A 12,697-nucleotide genomic window follows, 5' to 3' on the forward strand; every position below is an offset into this window, starting at 1 on the left:
TTGTGACAGCAAACTATGCTCTAGGGCCTATCGCACGGCGCGAGCCTTATTTTCAGATACTTTCAACACCGTCACAGGGAAAGTTTCCTCAGGAGAAAGACCAAAATGGCAGACACCACCTACCCGGTTTACGGCGAGATCACCGGCCCGATCGTCATGATCGGCTTCGGTTCGATCGGCCGCGGCACCTTGCCGTTGATCGAGCGCCACTTCAAATACGACAAGAACCGGTTGATCGTGGTCGAGCCGCGTGAGGATGCTGCCGACAACGAGCTCTTCGAGCGCCACGGCGTCCGCCACGTTCGCGCCCATGTGACGAAGGACAACTACAAGGAACTGCTGAAGCCGCTCCTGACCGAGGGCGAAGGCCAGGGTTTCTGCGTCAACCTGTCGGTTGACACCGGCTCGCTCGACCTGATCAAGATGTGCCGCAAGCTCGACGTTCTCTACATCGACACGGTCGTCGAGCCGTGGCTCGGCTTCTACTTCGATGCCGAAATGGACAACGCCGCGCGCACCAACTATGCGCTGCGCGAGACCATGCGCAAGGAAAAGGACAAGAACCCGGGCGGCACCACTGCCGTTTCGACCTGCGGCGCAAACCCAGGCATGGTCTCCTGGTTCGTCAAGCAGGGCCTCTTGAACCTCGCCAACGACCTCGGCGTGAAATACGACGAGCCGCATCAGGACGATCGCGACGGCTGGGCCAAGCTGATGAAGAAGGTCGGCGTCAAGGGCATCCACATCGCCGAGCGCGATACCCAGCGCACCAAGAACCCGAAACCCTACAACACCTTCTGGAACACCTGGTCGGTGGAAGGCTTCATCTCCGAAGGCCTGCAACCGGCCGAGCTCGGCTGGGGCACCCACGAGAACTGGATGCCGAAGAACGCCAAGAAGCACAAGAAGGGCTGCAAGGCGGCAATCTATCTGGAGCAGCCGGGCGCCAACACCCGCGTGCGCACCTGGTGCCCGACGCCGGGCCCGCAATACGGCTTCCTCGTCACCCACAACGAGTCGATCTCGATCTCGGACTTCTTCACTGTTCGCGACAAGGACGGCGAAGCGACCTATCGCCCGACCTGCCACTACGCCTACCACCCGGCTAACGACGCCGTTCTGTCGCTGCATGAGATGTTCGGCAGCGGCGGCAACGCCCAGCCGATGCATCACGTCCTCGACGAGAAGGAACTGGTCGACGGTATCGACGAGCTCGGCGTACTGCTCTATGGCCACGACAAGAACGCCTACTGGTACGGCTCGCGCCTGTCGCTGGAAGAAACTCGCCGCATCGCCCCTTACCAGAACGCGACCGGCATGCAGGTGACCTCGGCCGTGCTCGCCGGCATGGTATGGGCGCTGGAAAATCCGAAGGCAGGCATCGTCGAAGCCGACGAGATGGACTACAAGCGCTGCCTCGAAGTGCAGTTGCCCTATCTCGGCCCAGTCGAGGGCCACTACACCGACTGGACTCCGCTTGACGGCCGCCCGGGCCTGTTCCCGGAAGAGATCGACACCAAGGATCCCTGGCAGTTCAAGAACATCCTCGTTCGCTAAACCGCTGACATTGCGAAGCATCCGGCCCGGGGCATTTCTGCCCCGGGCTTTTTATCGATATGGGAAAAGCCCGGCGCGCCGACCCGGCCGCTCTTGCTTTCAACTCTTGATCGCGGCATGGTTCGGCGAAACGAAACAGACGCTCGGCACAAAGCGAGGGAAATCGCCAATGAAGCCATTCGCAATTCTGACCCTTCTCGCGACCGCCGCGGCCCTGGCCTCCTGCCAGTCGTCGCCACGGGAGATCGGAGGGGCACCGCCCGCTCGCCAGGCAGCGGGTGTCGAAGGCTCATGGACGGATCCGAACGGCATCGTGTCGACCTTTGCGGGCGGAACCTTCTCGACCCGCACCACCGACAGCAACCAGTTGTTGGCTTCCGGCAACTACGTGAAGCTCAGCCCGACGCTCGTCGAGATCAACATGACCTCGCTGGTGCGCAACACCCAGTCCAAGGTCAATTGCGCGCTGGTCACGACCAACCAGCTGAATTGCACCACCGATGCCGGCGCGCAGTTCTCGCTGGCGCGACGCGGCTGAGACACGCGTTGGGACACAGATCAAAGCCCCCGCAAGGGGGCTTTTTTATTGCCTTTTCCCTGCTTAACCCTGCTGCATGTTTCCTTAAATCGCAGTCGATTTAGGGATAAAAACATGCAGCAATTCAAAGTGCTACAGCGACCTTTGCGCGTCTGAGAAGACGCGCGGCGCTGTAGTTGCAGATGCGGCAACCGGAGGATGGTTTTAGCGCTTGAAGTCGCCTCGAAGTGATGAAAACATCCGCCCCGGCAAAGCCGCCCCGGCCGTGGGGACCAGATCCGTGACACGGCTCTGCAATCGGTCGGCAGACAACAGGCAAAACAGGAGAACATCATGATCAGACACATGCGGACCGGCCTGATGACCGCGTCCATCCTTGCCCTCTCCTCGGGCGCAGCCTTCGCCGATTATGAACTGAACATCCTGCACATCAACGATCTCCATTCCCGGATCGAATCGATCAACAAGTTCGATTCGAGCTGCTCGGCCGAAGAGGAAGGCAAGAACGAGTGCTTCGGCGGCGTCGCGCGCCTGAAGCCTCTGATCGACCAGAAGCGCCAGGAACTGTCGGGCAAGAACGTGCTGTTGTTGAACGCCGGCGACAATTTTCAGGGCTCCCTGTTCTTCACCACCTATAAGGGTCTGGTCGAAGCCGAATTCCTCAACCTGATGAAATTCGACGCCATGACCGTCGGCAACCATGAATTCGACGAGAGCGAGGACGGCCTTGCCGGCTTCCTCGACAAGATCGAATTCCCGGTGGTGACCGCCAACGTTCTGCCGAGCCACAAGTCGAAGATCGGTGACCGGATCAAGCCGTCGATCGTTCTCGAAGTCGGCGGCCAGAAGGTCGGCATCGTCGGCGCCGTCGCCAACGACACGCCGGAACTGTCCTCGCCCGGCCCGGATATCCTGATCGGCGACGACGTCGCCACTACCACAGCCGCTGTCGAAGAGCTGAAGAAGCAGGGCGTCGACAAGATCATTGCGCTCACCCATGTCGGCTACCCCCGTGACCTTGCCGCGATCGCCAAGATCCCCGATGTCGACGTCGTCGTCGGCGGCCACTCGCACAGCCTGCTGTCGAACACCGACGAAAAGGCCGAAGGCCCCTACCCGACGATGGTCGACAACCCCGGCGGCTACAAGGTTCCCGTGGTTCAGGCCGGTTCCTACACCAAATATCTCGGCGACCTCGTCGTCACCTTCGACGACAAGGGCGTGGTGAAAGCTGCCAAGGGCGATCCGATCCTGGTCGATTCCTCCATCAAGCCGGACCAGTCGGTGCTCACCCGCGTGGCCGAACTCGGCAAGCCGATCGAGGAACTGCGCTCCAAGATCATCGGCAGGACCGAAGCGCCGATCGACGGTTCGCGCGACAATTGCCGCGCCAGGGAATGCGAAATGGGCAGCCTCGTCGCCGACGCCATGCTCGACCGCGTCAAGGGCCAGGGCGTGACGATCGCCATCACCAATGGCGGCGGCCTGCGCGCCTCGATCGACGCCGGCGACGTCTCGATGGGCGAAGCGATCACCGTGCTGCCGTTCCAGAACACGGTCGCGACCTTCCAGATCAAGGGTGACGGCATCCGTGAAGCGCTGGAAAACGGCCTCAGCAAGCTCGAAGAGGCAGGTGGCCGCTTCCCGCAGGTTGCCGGGCTCAAATATTCCTTCGACCGTTCGAAGCCGGTCGGCAGCCGTGTCGTCTCGGTCGAGGTGAAGGAGGGCGAGGCCTATGGTCCGCTTGATCCGGCAAAGACCTACTCGCTGGTCACCAACAACTACATGCGCAATGGCGGCGACGGCTACGACGTGTTCAAGGCCAAGGGCGAAAATGCCTATGACTACGGTCCGGGTCTGGAAACCGTTCTGGCCGACTACCTTGCGGCGCATCAGCCGTTCAAACCTTACACCGATGGCCGCATCACCGAAGTTGCTGCAGCCGCCGGCGCGACGACCGACGCAACGCAGCCGGCTGCCGGCGCTGCCGCCGCCACGCCGGCTTCCGGTCCGCAGAAGCATGTGATCGCCAAGGGCGACACGCTTTGGGATCTCGCCAAGTCGTTCTACGGCGACGGTGCGCTGTGGGCAAAGATCTCCGAGGCCAACGGCAAACCGGCACCGCGCCACCTGCATGTCGGCACCGAACTGGAGATTCCGGCAAAGTAAGACAATTTGCCTCCCCTTCGAAAGCCGGCGCGGGCTTCCCTGCGCCGGCTTTTCTTCTTAGAAGGACGTGAAGCAAATGCGTGTCCCGACGGATACGCGACCATGAGGATCGAGATGACCAACACGCCCGCTGCGATCACCCCCAGCGATCACCCGACCGTTAAATCCGGAAAGGTCGGCGTTCTGCTCGTCAATCTCGGCACGCCCGATGGTACCGACTACACCTCGATGCGCCGCTATCTCAAGGAGTTCCTGAGCGATCGCCGCGTCATCGAATGGTCGCGGCTGTTCTGGTATCCGATCCTCTACGGCATCGTGCTCAACACCCGCCCCGGCAAGGTCGGCAAGGCCTACGAGATGATCTGGAACAAGGATCTGAACGAGAGCTACCTGCGCACCTACACCCGCAACCAGGCAACCTTGATGGCGGAAGCCTTCGCCGATCAGCCGCACATCGTCGTCGATTGGGGCATGCGCTACGGCCAGCCTTCGATCGCCTCGCGCATGGAGGCGCTGCAGAAGGCCGGATGCGAGCGCATCCTGGTGTTCCCGCTCTATCCGCAATACGCCGCGGCTACCACCGCCACCGTCAATGACAAGGCGTTCGAAGCCCTGCTCAAGATGCGCTGGCAGCCGGCGTTGCGCACCGTGCCGCCCTATCATGACGATCCGGTCTATATCGACGCACTGGCAACCTCGATCACGCGGCATCTGGCGACGCTCGACTGGGAGCCGGAAGTGGTGCTGACCTCCTTCCACGGCATCCCGAAGAGCTACTTCGAAAAGGGCGACCCCTATTATTGCCAGTGCCAGAAGACCGCCCGCCTGCTGCGCGAAAAGCTCGGCTGGTCCAAGGACAAACTGCAGGTGACCTTCCAGTCCCGCTTCGGCCCGGAAGAGTGGCTGCAACCCTATACCGACAAGACGGTGGAGAAGCTGGCGCGGGACGGCGTCAAGCGCATCGCCGTCATCAACCCCGGCTTCGTTTCCGACTGTCTGGAAACGCTCGAGGAAATCGCCGAGCAGGCGGCCGAAAGCTTCCATCACAATGGCGGCGAGAAGTTTTCCCACATCCCCTGCCTCAACGACAGCGCCGAAGGCATGACCGTGCTCGAGCATGTCGTGCGGCGGGAGCTAAGCGGCTGGCTTTGAAGCCGAAATCTGCGGCAACCGCTTGAAATAGACTGGCCAATCCCCACGTCTGGGTTAGAGTGTCACCTCAAACTGGGGTTGTGAACATGGGGGACTTGTCTTTGGGCGGCATGGATATTGCGGTCATCGCATTTGTGGTTCTTGTCGTTCTGGTCCTCTTTGCCGGAATCAAGACTGTGCCGCAGGGCTATCGCTATACGGTGGAGCGCTTCGGCCGCTACACCAAGACGATGGAACCGGGTCTCAACATCATCATTCCGTTCATCGATCGCATCGGCGCCAAGATGAACGTGATGGAGCAGGTCCTCGACGTTCCGACCCAGGAAGTCATCACCAAGGACAACGCCAGCGTGTCGGCCGACGCTGTCGCCTTCTATCAGGTGCTGAACGCGGCGCAGGCCGCCTATCAGGTCTCGAATCTCGAAAACGCCATTCTCAATCTGACGATGACCAACATCCGCTCGGTCATGGGGTCCATGGATCTCGACGAGCTGCTGTCGAACCGCGACACGATCAACGACAAGCTGCTGCGCGTCGTCGATGAAGCCGCCAACCCCTGGGGCATCAAGATCACCCGCGTCGAACTCAAGGACATCGCGCCGCCGAAGGACCTCGTCGACGCCATGGCGCGGCAGATGAAGGCCGAGCGTGAAAAGCGCGCCCAGGTGCTGGAAGCGGAAGGGTCGAGAAACGCCCAGATCCTGCGCGCCGAAGGCGCCAAGCAGTCGGCGATCCTGCAGGCCGAGGGCCAGCGCGAGGCCGCCTTCCGCGACGCCGAGGCGCGCGAACGCCTGGCCGAGGCCGAAGCCAAGGCAACGCAGATGGTGTCGGCAGCGATCGCCGCCGGCGATGTTCAGGCGATCAACTACTTCGTCGCCCAGAAATACACCGAAGCGCTTGCCTCGATCGGCACCGCCAACAACCAGAAGATCATCCTGATGCCGATGGAAGCGTCCGCGCTGATCGGCTCGCTCGGCGGCATCGGCGCGATTGCCAAGGAAGTGTTCGGCGACAACCAGGCGCCCGCCCCCCGGCAGCGCCAATCGACGACGCCACGCACCGGCCCGGCCTCCGGTCCGTTCGAACCGCAGGGACAATAGGCGATGGTCCAGCGCATCATCCTTGAACTCGGCCCCTGGAGCTGGTGGGTTCTCGGTCTTGCACTATTGGCCGCCGAAGTCGTGGCACCCGGCGTCTTCCTCGTCTGGATCGCCATTGCCGCGCTCATCACCGGTGTTCTGTCGCTGCTGCTGTGGGACACCGTCGTCTGGGGCTGGCAGGTTCAGCTCATCGTCTTCGCATTGCTCTCCATCATCGCCGTCCTCGTCGGGCGGCGCTTCATCTCCTCATCGTCCGGGGAGACGGACGAACCGCTGCTCAACCAACGGGCCCAGAGCCTCGTCGGCCGGACGGCCGTGCTTGAGAAGCCGATCGCCGAGGGCCACGGCCGCGTGCGTCTGGACGACACGATCTGGATCGTCGAGGGCCCCGATCTGCCCGCCGGCACACGTGTGCGCATCGTTGCCAGCCACGGACGCCATTTGACGGTCGAGAGCGCCTTGCCATCTCCCCGTCGTTAATGCGTTTTTCCCGTTTGGAAACGATTGGTTAACCACGCGGCTTTACGATTGCGAAAGGATTGCAATCAGGCTCGCGGACAAACGGCAGATGGTGCCAGACAACTCTCGCTCGACCGGAAGAGACGCGCGGCGTTTGACGCTGATGGCGTTGTTGCTGGCCGGCACCGCGATGGCTGTACCACTGTCGGCGCGCGCCCAGACCGTCGCCAACTCCGCCGTGCCGACGACCCCTGGCGTCGTTGCCCCCGGCACCGCAGCGCCGGCGATCGCCGACCCGCAGGTGACGGGAACCGTCAGCGCCGACGATCTGTCTCCGGCTTCCGACGAAGACCTCATCCGTCTCAACCGCCGCGAGGAAACGGTCGACGGCTTGCGGGCGCGAATAGATCCCGAAGACGACCGCGCACCCGGCGTTCGCATCGGCACGTTCACCTTGCGGCCGACAATCAGCGAAACGATCAACCACGAATGGCGCAACGACGGCGATACCAAGCAAAACCGAGGCTATCTCGAGACCGGCATCGGCGGCACCTTGACGTCGGACTGGTCCCGCCATGAGCTGACGGTCACGGGTGCCGGCGTGTTGCAGAACAATATTTCCGGCGAAGGCGAGGAAGAACCGCGCGCCGACATCGACGCGGAACTGCGCCTCGATCTCTGGGATGAAACCGTTGCGCGCCTGCGAGCAGGCTACAGCTTCGAGCGCGAGGACGCCGACGATCCGAACGCGATCTCGAATGCCAGGACACAATCGGGCGTCAACACCTATCGGCTCGGCGCCGCCATCGAGCGCGACTTCGGTCTCATCCGCGGCTCGGTCGGGCTCGATCTCGACCGTCGGACCTATGGCGACGTCGAGCTGGAAAACGGTACGACGCTTTCGGTCGAGGACCGCAACCGCAACAGCGGGACCCTGACGGCACGCGTCGGCTATGAAATGTCGCCGGCATTGATCCCGTTCATCGAGGCCGCGGTCGGCAGGTCGACTTACGATCTTCGCCAGGACACGCTCGGCTTCGAACGATCCTACCAAAGCTACGCGACACGCGGCGGCCTGGAGGTCGACCTCGGCGAAAAGCTCAACGGCGAGCTCGCCCTCGGCTACGAGACCTATCGTTTCGAGGACGACCGGCTCAGCGACGTCAGCGGCCTGTCGGTCGACGGCCGCCTCAACTGGTCGCCGCAACGCGGCACGGATGTGCTCTTCGGACTGTCGACCGGTCTCAACCCGTCGACGACGGCGGGTGTCTCCGGTTCGATGGACTATGCCTTGACCAACATCATCACCCACGAGATGCGCTCCGATCTGGTCGCACGGCTGTCGAACACCCTGATCATCCGCAAATATCCGTCGGACTCCCGCTCCTCCGACGAGACGACCTGGCGCACCGGCGCCGGCCTCACCTGGGATATGAACCGTTACCTGGCACTGACCGGCGACGTCAGCTACGAGCGCACCACGCCCGACGTCGGCGATCCGACCGACATCACCCGCGTCGGCGTCGGCCTCGTCCTGCGGCGCTGAGGCAACGGCCCCGCGCCCCCGAACACCGGGCGGACACGATACTCAATGCAAACCTCGAAAAGAAAAAGGCCGCGTCCCCCGGGGAACGCGGCCTTCTCGTTTTGGATGGACCGGAATTACTTCAAGCTGCTCAGCAGCGCCTTCAGCGGTCCTTCGACGGTCGGGCGGATATCACTGCGTTCGAGCGCGAAGGCGACGTTGGCGAGGATGAAACCGTCCTTGGCGCCGCAGTCATAGGTCTCGCCGCGGAAATGGTAGGCGGCGAACTGCTGGCTCTCGGAAAGCTTGAGCATGCCGTCGGTCAGCTGGATCTCATTGCCGGCGCCGCGCTCCTGCTTCTCCAGGATCGGGAAGATTTCCGGCTGCAGGATGTAGCGGCCGTTGATGAAGAAGTTCGACGGCGCCGTTCCCGGTGCGGGCTTCTCGACCATCTTGGTGATCTTGAAGCCGTCGCCGACCTTGTCGCCGACACCGACGATCCCGTATTTGTGGGCCTGATCCGGTGCGCATTCCTCGACTGCGATGACGTTGCCGCCGCTCTGCTCATAGAGCTCGACCATACCCTTCAGGCAGCCCTTCTCACCCTTCATGATCATGTCGGGCAGCAACAGCGCGAACGGCTCGTTACCGACCAGTTCGCGGGCACACCAGACGGCATGGCCAAGGCCGAGCGGCGCCTGCTGGCGGGTGAAGCTTGTCGTGCCGGCCTTCGGCAGAATGTTGTCGAGAAGCTCGATCTCGATCTTCTTGTTGCGTTCGCGCAGGGTCTGGTCGAGCTCGACCTGGATATCGAAATAATCCTCGATAACCGCCTTGCTGCGGCCGGTGACGAAGATCAGGTGCTCGATACCGGCTTCCATCGCTTCGTCGACCACGTATTGAATGACCGGCTTGTCCACCACCGTCAGCATTTCCTTCGGCACGGCCTTGGTGGCCGGCAGGAAACGCGTGCCCAGACCAGCGACCGGGAACACGGCTTTGCGGACTTTACGCTTGTCGGTCATCGGTACCTCCTTCAATCGGATTTCAATCCTGAGTGTTGCTGTAGGAATCCTTAAATCAAAATCAATTTAAGGAATCGTGCAGCGCTTTGCAGTGCGGCGGCAATCTCTACGTAACGATGTGAACGCACGCTGAACCGGGACGAAAAAAATCCTGATATCGACGGATTCGCATTTTCTTGCCCCGGAAGAAGCGTTTTCTTCGGCGGAAGACGCAACGGTCTTTTCATGGTAAAGGGTTTGTTGACCACGTTTCTGTAGATTCGTCCTAAGTCCGGCGCTGCATCGACTGCGGCCGGATCCGAGAACGGGAACCGCCGGCGGTCGACGAACCGCAAGGCCGGCTCCAGACTGCCACCATGCGGAGATGTCCCGGCTATGACGGCTGAGGCTCCGCAGAGAAACGGAACCGACAGCTGATGATCAGAACCCGCAGGACGTTTTTCCGTCATATCGCAGCCGCCTTCGTCCTATCCGCCGTCGCGCTTGGCACCTCCCCTGCGCGCGCCGATGCCGGATTCCAGAGCTGGATCAACAACTTCTATGCCACGGCTGCAAAGAGCGGCATCACGCAGGCGACCTATCGCAAGGCCTTCGCCGGCGTGAAGACCCCGGACGCGACCGTCATTGAAAAAGCCAATTACCAGCCTGAGTTCAAGCACAAGATCTGGGAATACATCGATTCCCGCGTCAATCCCTACACCAAGCGCGTCGGCCAGGAGATGGCCGCCAAGCACGCCCGCACGCTCAATGTGCTCGAAAAGCACTTCGGCGTCGACAAGACGATCCTGCTGGCGATCTGGTCGATGGAATCGAACTACGGCGCCGTTCTCGAAAAGGACGACCGTCTGCACTACGTGCCGCGGGCGTTGGCAACCCTTGCCTATGCCGATCCGAAGCGTGCGAAATACGCCAAGACGCAGTTGATTGCCGCACTCAAGATCCTGCAGAGCGGCGATATCACCCCGCGCGAACTGACCGGCTCCTGGGCCGGCGCCATGGGACACACGCAGTTCATCCCGACGAGCTACCTGCTTTACGCGATCGACGCGGACGGCAACGGCCATCGTGACATCTGGAACTCGGTGCCCGACGCGCTTGCGACAGCCGCCAACCTGTTGAAGAAAAACGGCTGGCAGTCGGGCGAAACCTGGGGCTACGAGGTCGCGCCGCCGGCCAATGCCGCGAAATATTCGGGGCAGACGAAGACGCTGGCCCAGTGGGCAGCACTCGGTTTCCTCAGGCCGAACGGCAAGGGCTTCCGCAATGGCAATTCGCGCGCCGAACTGAAGCTGCCGAGCGGCGGCGAAGGTCCCGGCTTCCTGATGACTAAGAACTTCTTCGTCATCAAGCGCTACAACGCGTCGGATAGCTACGCGCTCGGCGTCGGTCTTCTTGCCGATCAGATCGCCGGGTACGCCGGCATGCAGCAGCGGTGGCCGCGCCCCGATGGCTCGCTCGATATCAGCGAGAAGTTCGAGTTGCAGAACCGCCTGAAGGAACTCGGCTATTACAGCGGCGAGGTCGACGGCAACTTCGGATCCGGCTCGAAGGCTGCGATCCAGGCGTTCCAGTCGCAGAACGGCTTGGCGCCGGATGGGCAGCCGACGCAACATCTACTGCGCGCCCTGCGCAACTGACGCGCACGCCCGAAACGCGACGGCGGCCTTGCCGCCGCCGTCCGTTCGATGGATGATCAGACATGCAAGCGAAAACCAAGGCCCACATGGCAGGTGGCGGAATGCCCTTGAGGATTGCGACGGTGATCATCGCTGCGGCCGCGATGCTGTTCGTCGGTTTTGCCGCAAGCTATGCCGAGGCCCAGGAGCGGGTGCCGCGGCGCAACCTCTTCCAGATGCTGTTCGGCGGCCTCGCGCGCGAGCGGCGGCCGGTTATCGACGAGCGATACGAGTTTCCGCAACAGCCGCGGCCCAGGCGCGCGCGCCAGGCCCAAACCCCACAGCGGCAGAAGGCCCCGGGCCAGCAAAAGGCAAAGCCCGCCATTGCCGATGCGGCTCCGGTGCCGCAGCCGGTCGAAAAGGCGCCGGACGCCAAGAAGGTTCTGGTCGTCGGCGACTTCATGGCCGGTAGCCTTGGGGATGGCCTGAAGACCGCATTCGAGATGACGCCGGGCATTACCATCGAAACGCGCGCAAACGGTTCGTCCGGCCTGGTGCGCGAAGACTATTTCAATTGGCCGGTGACGCTGCCGAGCTATGTGGGCGAGATCAAGCCTTCCGTCATCATCATCAGCCTCGGCGCCAACGATCGCCAGCAGATGCAGATCGGCAGCATCAAGGAAAAGTACCGCACCGATCCTTGGACCGAGGAATACCGCAAGCGTGTTCATGCGCTGGCAGAGCTCGCGCACAAGGAAAAGCTGCCGGTGCTGTGGGTCGGCATGCCGCCGTTCCAATCCGCGGCGATGACAGCCGACATGGTGACGTTCAACGGCCTCTATCGCGAGGAAGTTGAAAAGGTCGGCGGCCAGTTCGTCGATATCTGGGACGGTTTCGTCGACGAAGCCGGCAAGTTCGTCCTGACCGGCTCCGACATCAACGGCCAGCAGGTCCGGTTGCGCGGCGCCGACGGGATCAACCTGACCAAAGCAGGCAAACGCAAGCTCGCATTCTATGTCGAAAAGGACATTCGCCGCCTGCTCGGGGATGCCGCCGCAACCGACAATGACGTGCCGGGCGCCGATGGGCTGAAGGATCTGGTCGTCACCGCGCCGCTGGCCAACGAGGACATCGTCAAGACGCAGCCGATCGGCCTGACCGATCCGGAACTCGATGGCGCTGCGGCACTGCTCGGCGATGCTGCGCCCAACAAAGGCACCGGCAAGAGCCCGCGCGACCGGCTGGTCGACAAGGGCGATGTGGCGGCCGCCCCGGTCGGCCGCGTCGATGATTTCCGCCTTGCCAAGCCCGGGACCGTCATCAGCAATCCGGTGATCCGGAACTAGAGCGTTTCCGGTTTAGACGGAGTCGCGGAAACGCTCCATCTCCTTGTTTTTACGCATTTCCTGACGGAAAACCGCTTCGCACTTTTCCTGGAAATGCTCTAACCCTCCTTCTGGCGACTGAGTGCTGCAAGCGACGCCCCGGCGATCCCGTTCGCCGAAGAGACCGACCTTGAAAACGAAAGGGCTCCGCCATCATCTGGCGGAGCCCTT

Annotated in this window: 11 protein-coding genes; 9 read left to right on the forward strand and 2 right to left on the reverse strand. The window is 62.3% G+C overall.

Annotated elements, in window-relative coordinates; translation table 11 throughout:
• The first annotated feature begins 105 nt into the window (after positions 1 to 105).
• From BC363_RS18545 to BC363_RS18575, 7 genes are all read left to right on the forward strand, one after another.
• Positions 106 to 1,557: a homospermidine synthase gene (locus tag BC363_RS18545; protein WP_065780960.1), complete on the forward strand. Its 1,452-nt coding sequence runs from the start codon at positions 106 to 108 to the stop codon at positions 1,555 to 1,557.
• 169 nt (positions 1,558 to 1,726) lie between these two features.
• Positions 1,727 to 2,095 carry an outer membrane lipoprotein Omp10 gene (gene omp10 / locus BC363_RS18550; RefSeq protein ID WP_065780961.1) on the forward strand — a complete coding sequence of 123 codons (369 nt, stop codon included), beginning with the start codon at positions 1,727 to 1,729 and terminating at the stop codon, positions 2,093 to 2,095.
• Between the two features lie 333 nt (positions 2,096 to 2,428).
• Positions 2,429 to 4,264: a bifunctional UDP-sugar hydrolase/5'-nucleotidase gene (locus tag BC363_RS18555; RefSeq protein ID WP_065780962.1), complete on the forward strand. Its 1,836-nt coding sequence runs from the start codon at positions 2,429 to 2,431 to the stop codon at positions 4,262 to 4,264.
• A gap of 102 nt (positions 4,265 to 4,366) precedes the next feature.
• Positions 4,367 to 5,416 carry a ferrochelatase gene (gene hemH, locus BC363_RS18560; RefSeq protein ID WP_244519909.1) on the forward strand — a complete coding sequence of 350 codons (1,050 nt, stop codon included), beginning with the start codon at positions 4,367 to 4,369 and terminating at the stop codon, positions 5,414 to 5,416.
• Positions 5,417 to 5,517: 101 nt separating this feature from the next.
• Positions 5,518 to 6,516: an SPFH domain-containing protein gene (locus BC363_RS18565; protein WP_139110256.1), complete on the forward strand. Its 999-nt coding sequence runs from the start codon at positions 5,518 to 5,520 to the stop codon at positions 6,514 to 6,516.
• A 3-nt stretch (positions 6,517 to 6,519) separates the two neighbouring features.
• Positions 6,520 to 6,996, forward strand: a complete 477-nt coding sequence (locus BC363_RS18570) for an NfeD family protein (RefSeq protein ID WP_065780964.1) — start codon at positions 6,520 to 6,522, stop codon at positions 6,994 to 6,996.
• Between the two features lie 88 nt (positions 6,997 to 7,084).
• Positions 7,085 to 8,521, forward strand: a complete 1,437-nt coding sequence (locus BC363_RS18575; RefSeq protein ID WP_065780965.1) for an outer membrane beta-barrel protein — start codon at positions 7,085 to 7,087, stop codon at positions 8,519 to 8,521.
• A 116-nt stretch (positions 8,522 to 8,637) separates the two neighbouring features.
• Here BC363_RS18575 and galU read toward each other — a convergent pair whose 3' ends face one another.
• Both galU and BC363_RS34515 read right to left on the reverse strand, forming a co-directional pair.
• Complete coding sequence (gene galU / locus BC363_RS18580; protein WP_065780966.1) at positions 8,638 to 9,525, reverse strand: UTP--glucose-1-phosphate uridylyltransferase GalU; 888 nt, start codon at positions 9,523 to 9,525, stop codon at positions 8,638 to 8,640.
• Between the two features lie 50 nt (positions 9,526 to 9,575).
• Positions 9,576 to 9,860 carry a hypothetical protein gene (locus BC363_RS34515; protein ID WP_141690368.1) on the reverse strand — a complete coding sequence of 95 codons (285 nt, stop codon included), beginning with the start codon at positions 9,858 to 9,860 and terminating at the stop codon, positions 9,576 to 9,578.
• An 81-nt stretch (positions 9,861 to 9,941) separates the two neighbouring features.
• Between BC363_RS34515 and BC363_RS18585 the strand changes: the two genes are divergently transcribed.
• Positions 9,942 to 11,162, forward strand: coding sequence for a lytic murein transglycosylase (locus BC363_RS18585; RefSeq protein ID WP_065780967.1), 1,221 nt, complete (start codon positions 9,942 to 9,944; stop codon positions 11,160 to 11,162).
• Between the two features lie 62 nt (positions 11,163 to 11,224).
• Positions 11,225 to 12,487: a DUF459 domain-containing protein gene (locus BC363_RS18590; protein ID WP_065780968.1), complete on the forward strand. Its 1,263-nt coding sequence runs from the start codon at positions 11,225 to 11,227 to the stop codon at positions 12,485 to 12,487.
• Positions 12,488 to 12,697: the final 210 nt, after the last annotated feature.

Source organism: Ensifer sp. LC384 (assembly GCF_001695865.1).
Lineage (GTDB): Bacteria > Pseudomonadota > Alphaproteobacteria > Rhizobiales > Rhizobiaceae > Ensifer.

Coding starts and splice junctions, on each gene's coding strand:
- BC363_RS18585 (WP_065780967.1), top strand. CDS start 9,942: ATGATCAGAACCCGCAGGACGTTTTTCCGTCATATCGCAGCCGCCTTC.
- omp10 (WP_065780961.1), top strand. CDS start 1,727: ATGAAGCCATTCGCAATTCTGACCCTTCTCGCGACCGCCGCGGCCCTG.
- galU (WP_065780966.1), bottom strand. CDS start 9,525: ATGACCGACAAGCGTAAAGTCCGCAAAGCCGTGTTCCCGGTCGCTGGT.
- BC363_RS18590 (WP_065780968.1), top strand. CDS start 11,225: ATGCAAGCGAAAACCAAGGCCCACATGGCAGGTGGCGGAATGCCCTTG.
- BC363_RS18555 (WP_065780962.1), top strand. CDS start 2,429: ATGATCAGACACATGCGGACCGGCCTGATGACCGCGTCCATCCTTGCC.
- hemH (WP_244519909.1), top strand. CDS start 4,367: ATGAGGATCGAGATGACCAACACGCCCGCTGCGATCACCCCCAGCGAT.
- BC363_RS18545 (WP_065780960.1), top strand. CDS start 106: ATGGCAGACACCACCTACCCGGTTTACGGCGAGATCACCGGCCCGATC.
- BC363_RS18575 (WP_065780965.1), top strand. CDS start 7,085: ATGGTGCCAGACAACTCTCGCTCGACCGGAAGAGACGCGCGGCGTTTG.
- BC363_RS18570 (WP_065780964.1), top strand. CDS start 6,520: ATGGTCCAGCGCATCATCCTTGAACTCGGCCCCTGGAGCTGGTGGGTT.